The 20,890-nt window shown below is 62.4% G+C and carries 19 protein-coding genes and 3 pseudogenes; 21 read left to right on the forward strand and 1 reads right to left on the reverse strand.

What is annotated here, in order from left to right; translation table 11 throughout:
- Positions 1-81: 81 nt before the first annotated feature.
- The 9 genes and pseudogenes from DSM107133_RS23350 (at position 82) to DSM107133_RS23390 (ending at position 6,074) form a co-directional block, all read left to right on the forward strand.
- Positions 82-1,281 (forward strand): DUF932 domain-containing protein, encoded by a 1,200-nt coding sequence (locus tag DSM107133_RS23350; protein ID WP_114294348.1) that lies wholly within the window; start codon positions 82-84, stop codon positions 1,279-1,281.
- 126 nt (positions 1,282-1,407) lie between these two features.
- Complete coding sequence (radC, locus tag DSM107133_RS23355) at positions 1,408-1,848, forward strand: DNA repair protein RadC (RefSeq protein WP_114294346.1); 441 nt, start codon at positions 1,408-1,410, stop codon at positions 1,846-1,848.
- Positions 1,849-1,957: 109 nt separating this feature from the next.
- Positions 1,958-2,476 (forward strand): DNA repair protein RadC, encoded by a 519-nt coding sequence (locus tag DSM107133_RS23360; RefSeq protein WP_114294344.1) that lies wholly within the window; start codon positions 1,958-1,960, stop codon positions 2,474-2,476.
- Between the two features lie 108 nt (positions 2,477-2,584).
- Positions 2,585-3,058, forward strand: coding sequence for a DUF6878 family protein (locus DSM107133_RS23365; RefSeq protein WP_114294342.1), 474 nt, complete (start codon positions 2,585-2,587; stop codon positions 3,056-3,058).
- Complete coding sequence (locus DSM107133_RS23370) at positions 3,058-3,255, forward strand: hypothetical protein (RefSeq protein WP_114294340.1); 198 nt, start codon at positions 3,058-3,060, stop codon at positions 3,253-3,255. The genes DSM107133_RS23365 and DSM107133_RS23370 overlap by 1 nt, the downstream gene beginning before the upstream one ends.
- A gap of 96 nt (positions 3,256-3,351) precedes the next feature.
- Positions 3,352-3,771, forward strand: coding sequence for a hypothetical protein (locus DSM107133_RS23375; RefSeq protein WP_114294339.1), 420 nt, complete (start codon positions 3,352-3,354; stop codon positions 3,769-3,771).
- A pseudogene (locus DSM107133_RS23380) lies at positions 3,764-4,408 on the forward strand (antitoxin of toxin-antitoxin stability system). Before DSM107133_RS23375 ends, DSM107133_RS23380 begins: the two are co-directional and overlap by 8 nt.
- Positions 4,409-4,465: 57 nt before the next feature.
- Positions 4,466-5,059: an AbiEi antitoxin N-terminal domain-containing protein gene (locus DSM107133_RS23385; RefSeq protein ID WP_114294337.1), complete on the forward strand. Its 594-nt coding sequence runs from the start codon at positions 4,466-4,468 to the stop codon at positions 5,057-5,059.
- Entirely contained in the window at positions 5,052-6,074 is a 1,023-nt protein-coding gene (locus tag DSM107133_RS23390) for a nucleotidyl transferase AbiEii/AbiGii toxin family protein (RefSeq protein ID WP_114294335.1), read from the forward strand. The genes DSM107133_RS23385 and DSM107133_RS23390 overlap by 8 nt, the downstream gene beginning before the upstream one ends.
- A gap of 24 nt (positions 6,075-6,098) precedes the next feature.
- Here the strand turns inward: DSM107133_RS23390 and DSM107133_RS23395 are convergent, their stop codons facing one another.
- Positions 6,099-6,392 carry a hypothetical protein gene (locus tag DSM107133_RS23395; protein WP_243253651.1) on the reverse strand — a complete coding sequence of 98 codons (294 nt, stop codon included), beginning with the start codon at positions 6,390-6,392 and terminating at the stop codon, positions 6,099-6,101.
- Between the two features lie 175 nt (positions 6,393-6,567).
- Between DSM107133_RS23395 and DSM107133_RS23400 the strand changes: the two are divergent.
- From DSM107133_RS23400 to tnpB, 12 genes and pseudogenes are all read left to right on the forward strand, one after another.
- A pseudogene (locus DSM107133_RS23400) lies at positions 6,568-8,844 on the forward strand (strawberry notch-like NTP hydrolase domain-containing protein); the annotation flags it as partial.
- A gap of 172 nt (positions 8,845-9,016) precedes the next feature.
- A complete protein-coding gene (locus tag DSM107133_RS23405; protein WP_114293635.1) occupies positions 9,017-10,246 on the forward strand; it encodes a site-specific integrase in 1,230 nt (409 codons plus the stop codon).
- The gene (locus tag DSM107133_RS23410) at positions 10,243-11,598 is read left to right on the forward strand and encodes a tyrosine-type recombinase/integrase (protein ID WP_114293634.1); all 1,356 of its coding nucleotides are present in this window, start codon (positions 10,243-10,245) and stop codon (positions 11,596-11,598) included. The genes DSM107133_RS23405 and DSM107133_RS23410 overlap by 4 nt, the downstream gene beginning before the upstream one ends.
- Positions 11,595-12,599 carry a tyrosine-type recombinase/integrase gene (locus DSM107133_RS23415; protein WP_114293633.1) on the forward strand — a complete coding sequence of 335 codons (1,005 nt, stop codon included), beginning with the start codon at positions 11,595-11,597 and terminating at the stop codon, positions 12,597-12,599. The genes DSM107133_RS23410 and DSM107133_RS23415 overlap by 4 nt, the downstream gene beginning before the upstream one ends.
- Positions 12,600-12,699: 100 nt before the next feature.
- A pseudogene (locus DSM107133_RS23420) lies at positions 12,700-14,802 on the forward strand (strawberry notch C-terminal domain-containing protein); the annotation flags it as partial.
- 3 nt (positions 14,803-14,805) lie between these two features.
- On the forward strand, positions 14,806-15,837 hold the full coding sequence (locus DSM107133_RS23425) for a toprim domain-containing protein (protein WP_243253652.1): 1,032 nt from the start codon (positions 14,806-14,808) through the stop codon (positions 15,835-15,837).
- A 371-nt stretch (positions 15,838-16,208) separates the two neighbouring features.
- Entirely contained in the window at positions 16,209-17,141 is a 933-nt protein-coding gene (locus DSM107133_RS23430) for a DUF2493 domain-containing protein (protein WP_243253653.1), read from the forward strand.
- A gap of 270 nt (positions 17,142-17,411) precedes the next feature.
- Positions 17,412-18,629, forward strand: a complete 1,218-nt coding sequence (locus tag DSM107133_RS23435; RefSeq protein ID WP_114293917.1) for a DNA cytosine methyltransferase — start codon at positions 17,412-17,414, stop codon at positions 18,627-18,629.
- Between the two features lie 2 nt (positions 18,630-18,631).
- Positions 18,632-19,507 carry an Eco29kI family restriction endonuclease gene (locus DSM107133_RS23440; RefSeq protein ID WP_205387840.1) on the forward strand — a complete coding sequence of 292 codons (876 nt, stop codon included), beginning with the start codon at positions 18,632-18,634 and terminating at the stop codon, positions 19,505-19,507.
- A gap of 172 nt (positions 19,508-19,679) precedes the next feature.
- On the forward strand, positions 19,680-19,913 hold the full coding sequence (locus DSM107133_RS23445; protein WP_243253654.1) for a hypothetical protein: 234 nt from the start codon (positions 19,680-19,682) through the stop codon (positions 19,911-19,913).
- A 168-nt stretch (positions 19,914-20,081) separates the two neighbouring features.
- Entirely contained in the window at positions 20,082-20,513 is a 432-nt protein-coding gene (locus tag DSM107133_RS23450) for a transposase (protein WP_114294068.1), read from the forward strand.
- A complete protein-coding gene (gene tnpB, locus DSM107133_RS23455; protein WP_067629907.1) occupies positions 20,510-20,863 on the forward strand; it encodes an IS66 family insertion sequence element accessory protein TnpB in 354 nt (117 codons plus the stop codon). Before DSM107133_RS23450 ends, tnpB begins: the two co-directional genes overlap by 4 nt.
- The last annotated feature ends 27 nt before the right edge of the window (positions 20,864-20,890 follow it).

Consider the following 20,890-nt stretch of genomic DNA (forward strand, 5'->3'; position numbering starts at 1 on the left):
GAGTGAGAGGAGTGCCGGTTTCCCGGTGACGGGTTGAGGGTTGGGAGAGTGGCTCCCCGCGCCTGTCACGGAGGAATGCCGATGGGCGTTGTAGAAGTTCTGGATCCGATGCAGCCGACGCGGGCTGGTGGCTGGAAAGTGGATGTGAGCCGGGGTGAGCGGAACGGGCGGGTGTCGTCCGAATGGTTCAACCGGCCCGATGACGAGCGGTATCTCTCGCTCGACGATCTCTGGGCCAATGTGAAAGGTCGCTCCGAGCGCAGCCGCAGCCGGGTGGTGCAGACGGCGGATATCCGCGTCGAGGCCGCGCGCGACAACCCCGAGCGGTTGCACCTGATGCTGCCGAAAGCCGAGGCGCCTGTCGCGCCCACGCACTGGGCTTTCGGCCAGCTTGCCAGCATCGTCGGCGCGCCGGCCTCCTACCTGCGGCAACTGCCCGCGCCGCTGGCGGGGATCAACCTGCAATACGGTCTGACCAACCACCGCGCCGAGCAAGTGAAGACCTTCGAGACGGAAGATGGCCGCACGGAGCTGCGCGCGGTCACCGGTCCGGACTATGGCCGCATCCACGACCACGAGCTGGTCGAGGCGGTGCAGCGCATCGCGGGCAACGGCACGGGCGACACGCGGTGGAAGGTGCCGGGAGTGCTCGACTGGTCGACCGGCGTCTATAACCCCGATGTCGAAATCAGCCGCGACACGACCACGCTCTATGCCTCGGACCGCGATGTCTTCCTGTTTCTTGTCGATGATCGCAACCCGATCGAGGCGGGCAAGTTGGCGGACGGCTCTCCCGACCTCTACTTCCGGGGCTTTTACTGCTGGAATTCGGAGGTGGGCGCCAAGACCCTCGGCATGGCGAGCTTCTACCTGCGGGCAGTGTGCCAGAACCGCAACCTCTGGGGCGTCGAGGATTTTCAGGAGATCCGGATCCGGCATTCGAAATACGCCGCCTCCCGCTTTGCCCATGAGGCGGCCCCGGCGCTGACGCGTTTCGCCAATTCCTCGCCGCAGGGGTTTGTGAACGGCATCAAGGCCGCGCGGCAGCAGATCGTGGCGCGCAGCGATGAGGATCGCGCGGATTTCCTGCGCAAGCGGGGCTTCTCGAAGGCGGAGTCCGGCAAGATCATCGAGAAAGTGCTGATGGAAGAAGGCCGCCCGCCCGAGAGTATCTTCGACTTCGTGCAGGGCATCACGCGGCTTGCGCGCGACAAGACCCAGCAGGATGCCCGCCTCGACATGGAAGGGCGCGCCAAGAAGCTCCTCGACCGGGTCGGCTGACAGAGCCCCCACGCAGCGATCGCCCGACACCGAAGCGGTCGCTGCAGCTATTTCTCAACATGCACGCCGTTGGCTTTGCCCCGAAAGGACAGGGGGCGTCGGCGTGCGCATCTTAGCGAGACACCCATGACTCCCCAGGAAGAAACCGTCATTCTCGAGGCACGCGACATCCTCGGCCGCTACCTTAGCCAGAACCCGGTCATCGGCAGCTGGCAGGCGCTGATGGACTATTGCGCTCTGACCGTGCGTGGCCCGATCGAGCGGTTCCATGTCCTCTATCTCGACCGCAAGAACCGCATCATCGCCGATGAGCTTTTGTCGACCGGCACTGTCGATCATGTCCCTGTCTATCCGCGCGAGGTGATCAAGCGGGCCCTGATGCTGAACGCCAGCGCCCTGATCCTGATCCACAACCACCCTTCGGGCGATCCGACGCCGTCCGACGCCGATCTCAGCATGACCAAGGAGATCCAGAAGGGCTGCAAGTATCTCGGCCTGACGCTGCATGACCACATCATCGTCGGTGCCGGAACGGAGCAGAGCCTGCGGGCCCTCGGCAAGCTCTGATCGTGGCACCAGACTTGCTGCCGTCACCCCTTCGAGGAAGAGGGCGGCGGTTTGGTCTTTGACGGATGAGGCGGGGAGAGAGGCTTCCCACGCCGTCGGAGATATTGCCATGTTTGACCTTCCCCTGCCGATCCAGCCGAGCCCGCGTCCGATGGGGCCCGTTCCAAATTGCCCGACTGTCGCTCCTGATCCCAACATGCCTTTCGCGCTGACGCGGATGCGCCGGACGCCGGCAGCCCTGATGTCGGGCACTGCTGCCCCCGTGGTCGTTGACCGGTTTGCGACGCTGGCCGATGCCATGCAGGGGGCGTTTGAGCTTGCCGAGGAAAACGGCCCCGATGCAGCGCCGCAGCTTCTGGCTATCCTTGATTGCGACCAGCGCCTGGTTCTTGCCGGGGCCGCCAGTCATGGCGCTGTGGCTTGGTGCCACCCTGTCGCCAATGCTCTTGAGGCGCGGGCCATTGTGACCGAGGCGGTTCAGCTGCGTGCCCAGGCTGGCCGCGCCACTGACTGGCACGAGCCTGAATTGGCGCAGCGGCTGCGTCACCGTGCCGATCTGCTGGATGCCCGCCTTGTCGACCCGCTCTGGCGCGCTTTTGCCGCCCGGGCGCTGCAGATCGCGGCGTGACGCTCGAGAGACAGAGGAGGGATGAGGAGAGATGCGCCTTGCGGGGGAGAGCCGAGTGCATCCCCTCGCAAGGGCGCGTCGACCCGCAGCTATGTCAAGGAGAGACCCATGCGCCAGAATGAGCCCACGCTGATGGCCCCACTGCCCCCCGCCCGCGCGGATTTTCGCGCGATCCATGCCGGCCATGCGTCGAACGAGGCGCGCATTGCCGCACTGATCGCGGCCAATATGGCCTTGCTTTATGATCATCTGATGGGTGCAGGCATCACCCATGTCGCGGCCAGTTTCATCTGTGATGATAACACCTGCCTGATCACCGGCATCGCGGCCTTCGCCGATGCCACGCGCGTGGCCTGCCCGGATATGGACATCCCCTATGTCGATCTGGACCCCGATACTCCGGGTGACGCACTTCACAGGCTGCCGCTATCAGACGCAATCACGCGGCTGGCCTGCGATGTGCTGCAGGACCTGCGCGCAGCCTCGGGCACGACCCCGGCTGCCGATGGGAGTCTCTCGCTTGATGCGGCTGCGCGCGCGAACCTGTTGGATTACAACCCACACCCAACAGGCGCGCGCTGATGGACCCGGCCTATGCGCGCCTTGGCCTGGCTGTCAGCGCCACACCCTGCACCGTGCTGCGCGCGGCGATCCGGGCGCTGCATCCCAGCCTGCGGCGCATGCACCCGTTGCGCGCGTCGCGCCACCGGTTCTACCGCGCCATGCTGGCCAGTCACGCGAACCTGCAGGCTGAGACCACGCCAGTGGGCGCGGATTGACGCCGCCCCCCTGATCTCCCCAACCCATCACCATCACCATCACCATCACACCCACACGCCCGGCCATTGGTCGGGCCTTTCCTTATGGAGACCCCAATGGCGGATTATTTCACCCGTTTTTCCTGCCTGCTGGATGTCGGTACGCCCGACAAGGCGGCGCGCGCCTATGAAGCGTTTCTCGCTCTGCGCAACGACGCCTATTCCGAGACCGAGGCGCTATGTTGCGGCTTTGATTTGTCGATCCAGACCGATTCTTCAGGATCGACCCTCTGGATCCACGATGGTGACAGCGGCGATCCTGAGGCGGTCATCCGTTTCGTGCTGCGCCTTGCGGGAGAGCTCGACCTCACCAGCCTATGGGGGTTCAGCTACGCCCTGACCTGCTCACGGCCACGCATTGAGGCTTTCGGCGGTGGCGCGCATGTCATCGATCTAGGCGCGCGCAAACTGATCGGCGCGACCAGCACGCAAGAATGGCTGGCCGCCGCGCTGAATGGGGAGGACGCACATGCCTGAGGTCATTTGCACAACAGTCTACCAGTTCCCCGAACTCTCGGATGCGGCCAAGGAAAAGGCGCGCAGCTGGTATCGCGAGCTTGGTCCCCATGATGATTGGTGGGATGCGGTCTACGAGGATTTCGAGCGTATCTGCGATATTCTCGGCATTCGTCTTAAAACCACGCCCGTGCGCCTGATGGGCGGCGGCACGCGTCAAAAGCCCTGCATCTGGTTCTCGGGGTTCTGGAGCCAAGGGGATGGCGCATCGCTCGAGGGCTATCTCAGTCATGCCAAGGGCGCGGCCGCGCGCATCCGGGACTATGCGCCCCAGGATGCGACGCTGCACGGTATCGCCGACCGGCTGTAGGCCATCCAGCGGCGCAACTTTTACCAGCTTGCTGCTGAGGTCAGCCATCGGGGCCGCTACTACCACGAATACACCATGTCCGTGGACGTCACCCGCGACAGCCCGACCTGGCAACCGCCCACCCAGGATGCCGAAGAGATTGTGACCGAGGCGATCCGCGATCTCGCCCGCTGGCTCTACCGTCAGCTACAGAGTGAATACGACCACCTTACCTCGGACGAGTCCGTTGAGGACGGCATCATCGCCGATGAATACACCTTCACGGAAGGGGGGCGGCGGTTTGGGTGAGAACGCAGAGTTGAAACCTGTCAGAAAACTGCTTATGTTTCTGACAAAGGAGCGATCATGGAGCGCATGACTGAAAGCATTATGCAAGTCGCAACAACGTTGCCGGAGGGGGTGCCCTTGGCAGCGAAGGGGTTTTTGCACCTCGGTTCGCGCGCGGCAGTCGATCAGACCCTGTCGCGCTTGGCCGCGCGTGGAGAGTTGATCCGGGCCGGACGCGGGATCTACATGCGCCCGGTCCAGACGCGCTTTGGCCCGCGTAGCCCCTCGGCCGAACAGGCGATCGAGGCGCTTGCTGCACAGAGGGGCGAGACGATCGTCCCAAGCGGCGCTTCTGCTGCGAATGCCCTGGGCCTGACGACGCAGGTGCCGGTTCAGTCGGTCTATCTCACCTCTGGTCGAAGTCGTGTACTCAGCCTTGGCCGTCAAGTGGTCGAGCTGCGCCACGCGCCGCGCTGGCAATTGACCCTTGGGAACAAGACCTCCGGGCAGGTCGTGCGTGCTCTTGCCTGGCTTGGGCCGGAGCAAGCGACCGGCGCTCTGCCTATCCTGCGTTCCAAGCTCACGGACACAGCGAAGATGGAGTTGATCACTGTCGCGCCGCAGTTTCCGACCTGGCTGGCACGAGTGATCGGAAAACTGGTCCATGGCTGAGACGTTCCTCCGCCTCAGCGCTGGCGATCGTCTGGATGCGCTTGGTGTCGCAGCCGATCAGCTTGGGCGGCCAAGCCATCTGCTCGAAAAGGACGTCTGGGTTGTCTGGGCGATCCAGCAGCTATTCGGATCGCCCATCGGTGCCAGCCTTGTCTTCAAGGGTGGCACCTCGCTCTCGAAGGCCTATCAGGTCATTGACCGGTTTTCCGAAGATGTAGATCTGACCTTTGATATCCGCGCGCTGATCCCGGATTTGCTGGATGGTCGTGAGGATGCCATGCCAGTCTCATCCAGCGAAGAGCGGCGTTGGACAAAGCGGGTCCGAAAGGCGTTGCCCGAATGGGTGGCAGGGACCGTCCAGCCGATCTTGCAGCAAGCCCTCGAGCAGGATGGGATCGAAGCCGAGCTTCGCCTCGACGGCGACAAGTTGTTCATCAACTATCCCAACCTCGCTCAAGGTACGGGATATGTTTCGCCGAGCGTGATGCTGGAATTCGGGGCGCGCTCTACCGGCGAGCCTGCATCTGCGCGCGACATTATCTGCGATGCTGCTGCTGCGATTGAAGGCGTGGAGTTTCCGGTGGCGCGTCCCCATGTCATGCATGCCGAGCGAACGTTCTGGGAGAAGGCGACAGCGATCCACGTCTTCTGCTTGCAGAACCGCCTGCGCAGTGATCGCTTCTCGCGCCACTGGCACGACCTTTCCAGGCTCGCTGAGGCAGGCATTGCCGCTGCCGCCAACGAAGATCGGGCGCTCGCCGCCGCAGTGGCTCGTCATAAGACGATGTTCTTCCCTGAAAAGGCCGCCGATGGCGAAAAAGTCAACTACGACGCAGCGATTTCTGGACATCTTCAACTGGTCCCAAGTGGTGACGCCTTTGACCTACTCGCGGACGATTATCGACGGATGACTGAAGATGGTTTGCTTGCCACGGCACCAGAGCCATTTGACGTCTTGATGGAGCGGTGTGCTGACATTGCATTCAGGGTGAACTCAGCTTTCAAAGCGGAATAGGCGACAGGGACATCGGACTCAGCTTTACTTGTTCCGGTCGATCCACTTCGACATCAGCCCCTTGTCACGGAAGCATTCATCCGGCACGGCGCGGCGCTTGATGCGGGCGAGGCGCTCGGCAAAGGCGACCTGCTTTGATGTCGGGCGGCTGTCCTGCGCGCCCGGGTTCAGCTTGGCTTGCGCGTCAATCCATGCGCTCAGGGACCGCCGATCTTGCTGAACCTCCCACGGCAAAAGCGTCTGGTTGCGCAGGGCCAGCGCGCGCGCATAGGCGATCTGCTTAGGGGTCGCGGGCAGGGCGTAAGTGGTGCTTTCCATCGGGGATCTCCCTTCCTAGCTTGGCTCTCAAAATAGAACATAACAGGAACAAAGGCAAGCCACCTGAGGAAATCATGGGGTCTGAGAGGAAGAGGAGGGCCGGGGAAGGTCAGGCCTGAGGGTGCCCGAAAGAGGGTGTCCGGGCCTGATCCTGTCCCTCATCCGGAGTTTCCAAATGACCCACCTCGCCCCCGTTGCGCCTGCGCACGCGCTTACGCCCGTCGCCTCAATCCCCTCCCCAGACACTGCTGCAGCGATCATCGCCGTTGCTAAAGCTCTGCAACCCGACCTGGCACAGGGCTTCCAAATCGACGGGCTGCGCCTGCGCCTTGAGATGGAGCACGCCTTTGGCGGCTCAGATGCGACAGGCTCCTGGGACTGGAAGCTGGCCTATGAGGCTTGCGAGGTGGCGCTGGTCCTCTTCTTGCGGAAATTCGGTCGCGCGCTGTTGGCCCGGGCTGGATCGCCTACAGCCTTGCTGCCGATCCTTGCCAAGGTATCAAACCTGTTGCCAACTCATACCCGGCGCTCTGAAGAGATGGAGCGCTTCCAGCAATTCTCGACACCGCTGCCTATGGGGCTTGCGGCACTTGTCGCGGCGCAGATCACATCGCGTGATCTGGTTCTCGAGCCATCGGCCGGAACAGGCCTTCTGGCGATCCTCGCGGAAATCGCGGGCGGCAGTCTCGCGCTGAACGAGCTTGCCGACACCCGCGCCGATCTTCTCCGCCGCCTGTTTCCGGGCCGGCCTGTCACTTGCTTCGACGCAGCCCAGATCGACGATCATCTCGAAGCGGATCTGCGCCCGAGCGTCATCCTGATGAACCCGCCATTCTCGGCGGTGGCCAATGTCGACGCCCGCACCACCGAGGCGACAGCCCGGCATCTGCGCTCGGCGCTTGCGCGGCTGGCCCCCGGCGGACGGCTGGTCGCTATCACCGGTGCGGGCTTCGCGCCCGATGCGCCCGCTTGGGCCGAGACCTTCGCCCGCCTGACCGAGTCCGCGCGTCTGGTCTTCACCGGCGCGGTGTCCGGTGCGGCCTTCGCCAAGCACGGCACCAGTTTCGAGACGCGTATTTCAGTGTTCGACAAATGCCGCGGTGGTGACGCAGGTGGCATCACCGCTGATCTGACGCGTCCTATAGGCCCTGATGTGACCAGCCTGCTCTCGCTGATCACTGCCCATGTCCCACCGCGCCTGACGCTGGAAACGCCAGTATTGCACGCGCAAACTTCTCTTTCCCCCTTTTCGGGAAATTCTGCCCATGCCACGCGAACCGCCAATGGCAGGTCGCACGCTACGTCCGCAACAGCCACCACAAGCACCGCAATACAGATCGATGCTGAGGATCTTGCCTATAGCCTGCGCGACGCGACCGAGGACGGTGCCAGCGCGCGCCTATCGGACGCAATTTATGAGACCTTCCGCCTGCAGGCGATCGACATCCCTGGGGCGGAACCGCACCCGACTAAGCTGGTGCAATCGGCGGCTATGGCCTCGGTCGCGCCCCCAAAACCCAGCTATCGCCCCAAACTGCCCGCTGCCGTCCTGAGTGATGGCCTTCTGTCAGACGCGCAGCTTGAGACGGTAATCTACGCGGGCGAAGCGCATGGCGCGGAGCTCGCAGGCGCGTGGTGCGTGGATGAGACCGGCGATATGGTCTCGGCTGCACCTGAGGACGCCAATGATGCCGTCCGATTCCGTCGTGGCTTCTTCCTTGGCGACGGCACCGGTGCGGGCAAGGGACGCCAGTCGGCCGGGATCTTGCTCGACAATTGGGCGCAAGGACGGCGCAAGGCGCTTTGGATCTCGAAGAGCGACAAGCTACTGGAGGATGCGCAGCGCGACTGGTCCGCACTCGGGCAGGAGCGCTTGCTGGTCACGCCGCTGTCGCGCTTTGCCCAAGGCAAGGGTATTCCGCTCGCCGAGGGCATCTTGTTCACCACCTATGCCACGCTGCGGTCCGAGGAGCGGGGCGCGAAAAAGTCCCGCGTCGACCAAATCGTCGACTGGCTGGGGGTGGATTTCGACGGGGTGATCCTTTTTGACGAAAGCCATGCCATGGCCAATGCCGCCGGATCGAAAGGCGAGCGCGGCGATGTCACCGCCTCGCAGCAGGGCAGGGCAGGACTGCGCCTGCAGCACAAACTGCCCAATGCCCGCGTGGTCTATGTCTCGGCCACGGGCGCGACCTCTGTGCATAACCTCGCCTATGCGCAGCGCCTCGGTCTTTGGGGCGGGGAGGACTTCCCCTTCGCAACCCGCGCCGAGTTTGTCGAAGCGATCGAAGCCGGTGGCGTCGCCGCGATGGAGGTGCTTGCCCGCGACCTGCGGTCCTTGGGCCTCTATACCGCCCGGTCGCTTTCCTATGACGGCGTCGAATACGAAATGCTCGAGCACGCGCTGACCCCAGAGCAGCGCGGCATCTACGATGCCTATGCCGGAGCCTTCCGGACGTTATGCGCAGCTGCGCATAACGTCCGTAATCGCGAGGACGCGATAATGCGAAGGTGTCCGAGGTTTATCGTTGTTTTCCTTGTTTTCTGGGTGTCGGCGCAACCTTTGCTGCGCATTATTTTGATTGCAGACCTCAGCGGCTTTCCAACCGTCTGAGGAGACACTCATGTTGAAGTCGCACGACGAGCTGATCGAAGAGCTCTCGCAATCGCTCACGGAGCAGAACTACAATCCCGTGGTTGTGGCCAACCATCGGCTCTATGCCCGCCGGTTCCTGGACTACCTGGCCGAGCGCGACATGCCGGTGGCGCTGGTAACGCCATCGCAGGTCGATCAGTATTTCCGCCACGCTGTCCATTGCTTTCATTCACGCTATGGCCGTCCGCCCAGTTCGCGTTGGCATGGGGTGCCTCGTACGGCGATCTGCAAGTTGCTCCGGCTGGCCCAAGGCACATGGCCACCGGTCGCCGAAATTGCGCCGGATACAGCGCTTCGGCATGCGATCTGCCGTGAATATGGCGCCTGGATGCGTGACGAGCGCGGGCTGGCAGATGAAACAATCGACGCACGGCTCCGGGAGGCGCGGCGCTTTCTGGACTGGTACTTCGGCCGCAGGGGCGCCGACGATCTCTCAGCAATGGCCGTGCGCGATATCGATCACTACATGGACATGCGCGCCATCGGGCTGCGACGGATATCGCTCGCGGGTTCTGCCGCATGGCTCCGTTCACTGCTGCGCTATCTCCATCAGTCAGGGCGAGTTCCGACCGATCTGAGTGCACAGGTCATCGGCCCCATGCTCTATGCCTACGAGGATATTCCCTCGACCCTGGACCGCAGCCAGATCGACATAGTTCTGGAGGCCACCAGAAAGGACAGGTCGCCGAGGGGGCTGCGCGACCATGCGATTCTGCAGATGCTCGCCATCTACGGGCTGCGTCAGAGCGAAATCTGCAGTCTCCGGCTCGACGACATCGACTGGCGCGCGGAATCCCTGCGCATCCGTCACACCAAGACCAACTCCTGTTCCTACATGCCACTACTGACGCCGGTCGGCGATGCGGTGCTCGACTATCTGCGCCTCGGGCGCCCGCAAGTCGAAAGCCGGGAAGTCTTCATCCGCTCCCTCGCGCCCTATACGCGGATGACGAACCTGTATGGCATGGTCAAAAGACGTCTGGCGGCAGCGGGCGTCACCCCGGTTGGGAAACGGGGGCCACATGTCTTCCGCCACGCGCGGGCGGTTGAACTACTACGGGCGTCGGTTCCGCAAAAGATCATCGGCGACGTGCTCGGGCACCGATCGACCGAGTCCACGAATGCCTATCTCAAACTTGCCACCGAAGATTTGCGGGCTGTGGCGCTCGACGTGCCCGGTTCGGAGGTGCTGTCATGAGCGCCTGGCACGATCCCGATCACACCGTTGTCGAGGACTTTCTCCGCACGTCCCGGTTCGGACAGAGAAGCAGCTACACTTACCGGTCTATCCTTCGCAGCTTCGAGGATGTTGCGCGCCGGCACTCAGCAGTGGATCGCCAGATGCTCGAGGACTGGCTGGGTGAAATGGCAACGCGGTGGAAATTGTCGACGCTGTTGAACCAAGTCTGCATCGTTGACCGCTTCCTCGACTATCTGGTCCAGAACGAGTTGATCCCCGGCAATCCCGTCGCAGAGCTTCGCAGGCAGCACAACATCAAACAGAACAAGCCGATCTGGCGGGCTCTTGCCTCCTCCAATCCCGACGAGGCACTCGCCGGGCTGTACCGGCCTGCGCCCTACGGCAGCGTTCTGGGCGGCGTCATGCGTGACCATGTCGCGCTGATGCGAAACCGGGGCTACCAATACGAAGCGCAAGCTCACTGGCTGCTGCGGTTCGACCGATTCCTGCAATCGCATCCGGAACTGGCCGACGAGTCGCTCGAGACGATGCTGTCCCATTGGGCGGCGGCCAAGTCCACCCGCAATCACGCGGCGGAATGCCAGAAGCTGGGACGCATCCTGACAAAGGCGCGACACCGGCTCGATCCGAACATCCCGCCGAAACGCTTCAACCCGCGACCGGAACGAGAGGTGGCGCGGGAGCACCGGCGACCGCATATCTTCAGCCCGGTCGACATCCGGCACATGCTCGATGTGGCCCGACGCTATCCGTCGCCGCATGCCCCGCTGCGGCCGAAGACCCTCTACACCATGATCCTGCTGGCCTATTGCGCCGGGCTTCGACGTAGTGAGATTGCGCGGCTCGATCTGGGCGACGTCGACCTTCGATCCGGCACGATCACGATCCGGGAAACGAAGTTCTACAAGACCAGGATCCTGCCGCTGTCGGGCAGCGTCATGACCGAATTACGCATCTATCTCGATGCGCGGCAGCGCGCTGGCGCTCCGCAGGACCCGCAATCGGGGCTGTTCTGGCAGAACCACTTCAAGGGGCATCACACCCCGGAGACGGTCACCACGATGATCACCAACGTCATGCGCCGCGCCGGGTTCAAGCCGCCCTCCGGGCGGACGGGGCCGCGTGTGCATGACCTGCGGCATTCGATGGTCGTGAACCGGATCCTTCAATGGTACCGGATCGGCATCAACCCGCAGGACCGGCTGCACTTCCTCTCGACCTATCTGGGTCACCGGGACATCAACTCCACGCTGGTCTACATCACCGTCACGCAGGATCTGCTGCAGGAAGCCAGCGAGCGGTTCCGCGCCGTCGGCGCCCCCTGCCTCAACGGGGAGGCACTGTCGTGAAATCGGCCAATCCGTTCCCCGAATTGTTGCGGGCCTTCTTCCAGGAATGGCTGGCAGAACAGCGCAGCGCCTCGATCCATACCATCAAGTCCTATCGGGACACTTGGCGGCTGTTGCTCCGGTTCGTCGCGGAGCGAAACGGCGTTGGTGTCGCACGGGTCACCCTGGCGGACGTCTCCGCCAGCGAGGTGCGCGCGTTCCTCAACCATGCTGAGCATGGTCGCAAGGGCACGATCGGCACGCGCAACTGTCGGCTTGCCGCGATCCGCAGCTTCTTCAGCTTCGTGGCGGACAAGAGCCCCGAATATGTCGCCCAATGCGCCGAGGTCCTCACGATCCCGCTCAAGCGCAAACCCTCTGCCGCACCCTGCTACCTTGAACCGGGAGAGGTCGAGGCCATCCTCGCGCAGCCGAACCGATCGACGATCGAAGGGATGCGAGACCATGTGCTGCTGTCGCTGCTCTATAATAGTGGTGCACGCATCCAAGAGGCGCTCGATCTCTGTCCCAAGGCGATCCGGTTCGAAGCACCGTATTGCGTGCGTCTTTACGGAAAGGGCCGAAAGGAACGTATCTGCCCGCTCTGGCCGGAAACTGTGACGTTGCTGAAGAAACTGCTGGAGCGGCAGCCGCGCGCACCCGATGAGCGCATCTTCGTCAATCGCTACGGCGAACCACTGGGAGCCTCGGGCGTGCGGTACAAGCTGGCGGCCTACGTCGCGGCGGCGGCGAAAACGACACCCACGCTTCGTTCGAAGCATGTGACGCCGCACAGCTTCCGACACGCAACGGCCGTCCACCTCGTCGCGGCGGGCGTCGACATCACCGTCATCCGAAGCTGGCTGGGACATGTCAGTCTCGACACGACCAACCACTACGCCCAGGCCAATCTCGAAACCAAGCGAAAGGCGCTCGAACAGGTCGGCGTTCCGACAGCAGGAAATCGACCCGCGCGATGGAAACGTGACGCGGACCTGCTCGCCTGGCTCGATACCCTCTGACCCCAAACCAAGGAGAGATAATGTGAAGGACGTAGCCCTCAAATCCCCGAACAATAGCGATGGCGCCGCGTTCCTTCGCATTATCGCGTCCTCGCGATTAGCCATCATCCACAACAATCTCACGGCCGCCATGGAAGCGGCCAACATCACGGGTGACAGCGGCACGCTGAACCGCCAGGCCAAATCTGCAGCACGCTCCGCATTCGAGTCCGCCAAGCAGCGCTTCTTCGGCCATCTGCTCACCTCGATGAAAACCCCGACCCTGATCGCTGCCATCGACGCCGATCTCGCCGCAGGCCACGCGGCCGTCATCCAGATCGTCTCGACAGGCGAGGCGCTGATGGAGCGCCGCCTGTCGGACATCCCCACGGACGAGTGGAACGATGTGCGGGTGGATATCACGCCAAGAGAGGCTTGTCTGGACTACCTCGCCCATTCCTTCCCGGTGCAGCTCTATGAGCCCTTCACCGATAGCGAAGGCAACCTCTCCTCGCGGCCCGTCGCGCACGACGGCCAGCTGGTGGAATGTCGCGAAGCTGCGCGCAGGCGCGACGCGCTGATCGAGCATCTGGCCTCGCTGCCGCCGGTGCCCGGCGCGCTGGATCAGATCGTCCAACGCTTCGGCACTGATCTGGTGGCGGAAGTGACGGGCCGCTCGCGCCGGATCGTGCGTAAGGGCGAGGGGCATGCCGCGCGCCTCGTTGTGGAAAGCCGGGCGGGCTCTGCCAACCTGGCGGAAACCGCCGCCTTCATGGATGACCATAAGCGCATCCTGATCTTCTCGGATGCCGGCGGCACCGGGCGCAGCTATCACGCCGATCTTGGAGCCAAGAACCAGCGCTTGCGGGTCCATTACCTTCTGGAACCCGGCTGGAAAGCCGACGCGGCCATTCAGGGTCTGGGCCGCACCAACCGCACCAATCAAGCGCAGCCGCCCTTGTTCCGACCTGTGGCTACGGATGTGAAAGCGGAGAAGCGGTTCCTGTCGACCATCGCGCGACGCCTCGACACGCTTGGGGCGATCACCCGCGGCCAGCGCCAGACTGGCGGGCAGGGACTGTTTCGTCCCGAGGATAATCTGGAATCGCCCTATGCCCGCGATGCCCTGCGCCAGCTCTACCGCCGGATCTATCGTGGCGATGTGCCGGGCTGTTCACTTGTAGCTTTCGAGGATGCGACGGGCCTCAGCCTCACCGATGACAACGGTCTCAAAGACGACCTGCCCCCCATTACGACCTTCCTCAATCGGCTGCTGGCGCTGACGATTCATATGCAGGGCACTCTGTTCACCGCTTTCGAGGAACTGCTGGCGCAGCGGATCGAGGGGGCCATCGCAGCCGGGGTCTATGATCTGGGGTTGGAGACGCTGCGCGCCGAGAGCTTTCAGGTGACGGACGCACGGGTGATCTACACCCATCCCGGCTCCGGCGCGGAAACCCAGCTGCTGAGCATCGCGCAAAAGCAGCGCAATACACCGCTGTCACTGGCGGATGCGCTCGACTGGCTCGATGACCCGAAGGCCCGGCTTCTGGTCAACAGCCGCTCTGGCCGGGCGGCGGTGCAGGTGCTCGCCACCAGCCTGATGCTGGATGACGGCACCATCGAACCCCGCCTGCGGCTGATCCGCCCGATGGAGTCGAGCACGGTCTCTGCCAGGATGATGGAGGACACCCACTGGCTGGAGGCCGACCGCGCGGCCTTCACCGCCGCCTGGACTGCGGAACTGGCCGAGGTGCCGGAGTTTTCGGAAGCAACGCTGCACATCGTCGCTGGCCTACTGTTGCCGATCTGGAAGCAGCTCCCACAGGACGAAACCCGCGTCTACCGACTACAAACCGATGACGGTCAGCGCATCATCGGTCGCCGCGTTTCGCCGTCGTGGGTCGCGACCACACTTGCCGCCGATGCGCCGAAGCTCACGGCGGCGCAGGTCCATGCCCTTGTTCTGGAGGGCAAGACGGTCGTGCGCTTGGCCGAAGGGATGGAGCTGCACCGCTCGCGCGTCATGGGCGTCAACCGGATCGAGCTGTCGGGCTTTTTGGGTGCCGCCAAGGACCGGCTCAAGGCAGATGGGTTCTTCTCGGAGATCATCGCCTGGAAGCTGCGGCTCTTCTGCCCAGCAGACTCCAGCGGCATCGCAGTGCTTGATCGTCTGCTTGCACGTTGTCTCGTGACAGGACTACATGCGCGTGGAGGGTCCTGAGCCATGTATTCCGAGACTGAAGATGTGATCCGTGCTCTGGCGGAGAACGCAGAGAGCGTGTGTCGCGCCTACCTTCCCGCCGGACGGCGGGAAGGGTCCTACTGGATCGTCGGCGATTTGCAGAACAACCCCGGCCGGTCGCTCTTCGTGCGGCTGACTGGACCCACATCAGGACCGGGAGCCCGTGGCAAATGGCAGGACGCGGCTGTCGGACTGCATGGCGATCTCCTCGACATCATCCGCGAGCGAACCGGGATCTCCCGCTTTCCCGATCTTCTGGCCGAGGCCCGGGCGCATCTTGGCCGTCCCCAGCCGGTCCTCCCGAATACGCCAGTGCCGAAGAAGGCCAAACCCCCCGGCGGCACACCAGCGGCGGCGGCGCGATTGTTTGCAGCCTCGGTGCCGGTCGCAGGCACGCTTGCTGACACTTACCTTCGCGCCCGGGGCATCACCCAAGGCGGCACGATGAGCGCGCTGCGCTTCCAACCGAAGTGCTGGCATCGGGATGAGGGCCAGACCCGGAGCATCCCCAGACCGGCGCTGATAGCTGCGGTCACCGATGGGACAGGGGCCTTGCAGGGTGTGCATCGCACTTGGTTGGCACCTGACGGACAGGGGAAGGCGGAGGTCGAGACGCAGCGGCGGGCCATGGGTCACCTCCTGGGCAATGCAGTCAGGCTGACCCCGCTTGAGGACATCCTTGTGGTCGGCGAAGGCATCGAGACCATGCTGTCCCTGTCCGAGGCGGCCCCTGGCCTTCCTGTCTGGGCGGCTCTCTCGTCGGGTCACCTCGGGGCGGTCCAGTTGCCGGAGGGGCTGCAGCGCCTTTACATCGCCATAGACCGCGATCCGGCCGGGCAACGCGCGGCAGAGAGGTTGAGCGCCAGAGCAACCGAGGTCGGGATTGCCGTTCGGGTGTTGGAACCGCTGCTCGGGGATTTCAACGATGATCTCCGGGCGACCGGCAAAGAGGCGCTGCGCCAGCATCTGGCAGGGCAGATCGGGCTTGAGGATCGGCAGCGCCTGTCAGGCTGAGCAGCATCGCGCAGGGGGCGGTCAGGGGCAGAGGGGGGGTAGGGGTCCTGCAGTCCTGTCGCGGGTGTGGATCATCACCTTTGCCTCTTCCCGGGTAAATCTCATCCACCCGACACCCGAGCGGCCTTCAAGAGATGGGCAGGCGGCCGTCAAAGAGGACGCCCCATCAAGGGCGGCAGGCAAGCTATTTCCGCCGCGGGGGACGAGCCCCCGCTTTGCATCGCGAAACAAATAGCTTGCCTGCCGCCCTCCTCCACATGCGTTCCGGCCCCGAAGGCGGGGTGAGGGGGCGTCCCCAGTGACGGCTTTCGCTGCCCACGAAGGCCGCACGGGATGACGTGCGGACGAGACAGGCCCGGAGGCAAGAACAGATGACGATCCACACCCACGACGACGCGTATGAACCCGCCCACACCGCATCCCAGACCGCCCATGCGCTCGACGAGTTGCAGCTTTATGGCTTCCGTCCCTTTGATGAGCCCGATCCGCGCCCGATGCCCGATGGGCAGCGCCTTGCGGTCGCCGTCGCAGACATCTTCGATGCCCTCGTTGCGACCCTGGAAGACACCCGCATGGAACCCGACCTCGAAGAGGTGCTCTGGGGCCAGGTCAACCTCTTCCACCGCGCCACGGCGAGGGTTGAGCGGTCGCTTGATGAGAACGAACAGGCGCAGCGCCGCCTTCAGCGCGAGCAGGACGGCTCGGAGGTGAAATCCACCGAACTCGAGCGCCTGACGGCCGAAGGCCTGACGCTGATCGAACGACGCAACTGCATGGACATGATGCGCGATCACGCCGCCACCGAGTTTGTCCATCACACGGGATCGACCTGGCGCCCCCGCACGGGCTCGATGGTGAACCGCCAGCACATGACCGCGGCGCTCATCGACAGCCGCGATTTCCTGGCCGCCAAGCGCCGCGCGGAAACCGAGGTGATGCTCCCCGCAGGCCCCAAAGTCGCCCTCACCGGTGGAACCGACTTCAACGATCACCGCCTGATTTGGGGTAAGCTCGATCAGGTGAAGACCAAACATCCCGATATGGTGCTTCTGCACGGTGGAAGCCCCAAGGGCGCGGAACTCATCGCGGCCAAATGGGCCGAAGCCCGGGGCGTCACGCAGGTCACTTTCAGGCCTGACTGGACCAAGCACGCCAAAGCAGCCCCCTTCAAGCGCAACGACGCGATGCTGGATGTGCTGCCCGTGGGTGTCCTCGTCTTCCCAGGAACCGGTATCCAGGAGAACCTTGCCGACAAAGCCAAGAAGCTCGGCATCCCGGTCATGAAGTTCGAGAAGGGGGCATGAGCCCCCTATTTTCCTTTATGGTTATACATGAATTCAAGGCAGGTTTGGTTTTACGTCAAACTCTATGCCGAAGGGCCGGCGAACTATCTACTACTTATCAGGGTAGAACGCTGAATTCGCCCCCCCCTTGAGGCAAGGCCTACCTGCTGTTAGGTTCGGTCAATCTGTGGGGGTCGCGGCTCGAACCTTAACCAGATGTTGTCAATCTGTTCTTGATACTTGACGGGGATTTTGTTCTAAGTCGACGAAAAGCCCTGCAGGAGGAGCATCATGTCGAGCAAACAGCCTGCCAAGCCCTTGTTCCGAAAATCGGTGGAGCTCTTCGCGGGTGCAGGCGGACTTGGGATAGGACTCGCGCAGGCGGGTTTCGTTCCGCAAATGGTTGTCGAGTACAACAAATGGTGCTGCGATACTCTTCGCGACAACCACCGAATTCTTGGTGATGATCGTCGGCCAAAGGGAGAGCGTCCATGGCGCGTCGTCGAGGGCGACGTCCGCAAGGTCGATTTTATGCAGTTTGCGGGAAAGCTCGATCTGATCTCCGGCGGTCCACCCTGTCAGCCGTTCAGCTTGGGAGGCCGACATCGTGCATACGATGACGCTCGGGACATGTTTCCGCAGGCTGTGCGCGCGCTTCGGGAAGCTCGCCCTCGTGCGTTCGTCTTCGAAAATGTGAAAGGACTAACCCGGGCATCGTTCCTTAGCTATTTTGAATATGTGAAACTCCAGATGGAGCACCCTGAACTCGTGGCTCGACCTGATGAGGAGTGGCAGGAGCACCTTTGCCGCCTTGAGCAACACCATACCTCGACGAGACGTCCGGGACTCCATTATCAGGTGGTTACAAAGCTACTCAACTCGGCAAATTACGGTGTGCCGCAAAAACGTGAGCGCGTGCTGTTTGTTGGGTTCCGTGACGATGTGGACGCGCGGTGGTCATTTGGGCCGGGCGACTTCACGCAGAACGCGCTCGTTTGGGATCAGATGTTCGGTGGCTACTGGGAGCGTCACAGCGTTGCCAAGAAAGACCGGGTTCTCGAAGGGCGGGCGCTGCAGTTGTCGAAGCGCCTATCTGTCGAAGAAAAACCAGAAAGTCTGCCGTGGCGCACGACGCGGGACGCGATCGGAGATCTGCCGGACCCGGAGAGAGCAAAAACTTCGCAAATGGTCTCGGATCATCGTTTTCAGCCAAACGCGAAGGCCTATCCAGGCCATACCGGGAGCTATCTTGACGAGCCAGCAAAAACTCTTAAGGCGGGAGTTCACGGCGTGCCCGGCGGAGAGAACATGCTGCGCAGGGCCGATGGCTCGGTTCGATACTTCACGGTCCGCGAAGGCGCTAGAATCCAAACGTTTCCAGATGGGTACAAATTCCACGGCGCATGGACTGAATGCATGCGACAACTGGGGAACGCCGTTCCAGCGGAGCTTGCGCGAGTTGTCGGCGAGAGCGTTGCTGCCAGGCTGAACGAGTCCGAGGTCGCTTAGCGATGGCACGCCGACCCGAGCTCAAAAAAGCGGATGAGACAGCTGCTGCCTTGGAGCAGTTCGCAGAAATGGTTCGGGTAGCGGAGCTGACTCCACCTTCGCGTAAGCGCGTTCTGGCGGCCATCACCGATATGAAGGACGCGCTACGCAAGCTGGAGCGGAACATTGATCCGATAAGATTGCCGGATGCGTTTTTCGATCCCTCGGAACCGCGATTGATTGGGCATTTTGTGGCCTTGGCTCTGCTATCACAAGAACGATTACCGCTTGGAGCGATCACGCCGTTCTACGGTTCAGGCGTGTATGCGATATACTATAAAGGGCCTGCGGATATTTACGCGCCGATCTCCGGCACCGAAACCCCGATCTACGTTGGGAAAGCTGATCCTCCGACCGGTGCCAAAACTGTCGTAGAACAAGAGACAAAACTCTTTGGTAGATTGAATGAGCATCGTAAAAACATAGAGAAAGTGGCGGGCATCGACCTCAAGGACTTCGAATGCCGAGCCTTGGCCGTGCAGAGTGGTTACCAAGCCGCTGCCGAAAACCATCTGATCCGTCTGTTCTGGCCGATATGGAACAACGAGACCAAGATACTTTTCGGGATCGGCAAGCATGGTGACGCAGCGACCACCCGCGCAAACAACAAGTCGCCATGGGACACGATACATCCAGGTCGAACTTGGGCGGTTGGCAACCCCGAGGCCAAGTCTACTGAAAGTATTCGCTTAGATGTCGCCGAGCATTTCCGGATCAAGCCTATTTTCAGGACGACGGAGGCCATTTTTAACGCGTTCGCTGAAGGTATTCGCCAAGCTGATCGTTTCGATCCGGACAGGGAGACAGAAATGGAAGAGCGGCCCAACGACACCGACTAGATGCTGCTTTGACCCACCATTATCGGTCATGCTGTCATGTAAGTATGTGGTTGATAAAGTGAGTTTACGATTATCTGAGTAGATTTAACCAATATCGCGTGTGCTGTAGCCCACTGGTTCTATAGTTAGCGCCCACCCCCAGGGGAAATTGCAGGTCTCGGGTTTTGGTCGCATGCGACGCGCCGGTTATTGCGATGTAATTGTCGGCGCTAATACAGCCTTTGATCCCCTCGGGCCCGTCACGAAACATTCGCTAAACGCAGCCTCCTTAGAACGCTGCGAAGCACTTCTGCACGCGCTACCGGTCGGCGTTCTTACTTTCACGACCAATGTCTTTGAGAAGAGCTATGCCAATAAAGCCAATAAGCTGGGCATCCTGCGCGTTTCGCATGATGGCGGGCACTGATTTCAGCTGATCGTGGGCAGCGATTTCATGGGAAGGTGGGCACCTGTTTCACGCGATCGCGGGCAGTGATTTCACGCGATCATGGTAAGCGTTGCCTGGACAACACCTTCCCAGTTTTCGCCTGAGCTGCGACTCCGTTTCTGACGGATATTGGGCGGGAGTTTCGCGATGGCGACTACGGTAGAGTTTCTCATGGACTACGGGGTGGAGATACGGGCCAATGGCCAGAAGCGGTGGCCCAATGAGGTCAAAGCACGGATCGTGGCTGAGAGTTTGCAGCCGGGCGTGAGCGTGAATGCAGTTGCGGCGCGGTATGGGCTTCGGGCGAACCATTTGTCGGAATGGCGGAGTCAAGCACGCGATGGCCGGTTGGTTTTGCCTGCGGGCGATGACGACGCCTTTAGTTTTGCGCCACTCGTAGTCTCGGATGGTGGCGGCTGTGCGCATATGTCGGCCGTTGCGGGGCGGTCCGCGAAGCCTGACGAGTCATCCCATACCTCCATCGAGATTGCGATTGGTCGTGTGACAGTCCGGCTCGATGGCACGACCAGTTCGACCCGGGTTGCCGAGATCGTGCGGGCAATCGAGGGTCAGCCATGATGTTCCCATCAAACCGTGTGCGGGTTCTGGTCTCGACGCAGCCTGTGGACTTCAGGAAAGGTCATGATGGGCTGGCGTCGATCGTGTCGTCGGTGCTGCGCAAGGATCCGTTCACCGGCACGGTTTTTGTGTTCCGCTCGCGCCGGGCGGATCGGCTGAAGCTTTTGTATTGGGACGGCACCGGATTGGTGATGGCTTATAAGCGGCTGGAAGAAGCGACCTTCACCTGGCCGGCGATCAAGGACGGGATGATGGCGCTGAACCACGCCCAGTTCGAGGCCCTGTTTGCCGGTCTGGACTGGCGCAAGGTCAAGGCTCTGGAGATGCGCCCACCTGCTGCGGCAGAGTGAATCAACCGCTGTCTTTTGTGTGTTTTT

Origin of the sequence: Pseudosulfitobacter sp. DSM 107133, assembly GCF_022788695.1 — a bacterium.
In the GTDB taxonomy this organism is placed as follows: Bacteria; Pseudomonadota; Alphaproteobacteria; order Rhodobacterales; family Rhodobacteraceae; genus Pseudosulfitobacter.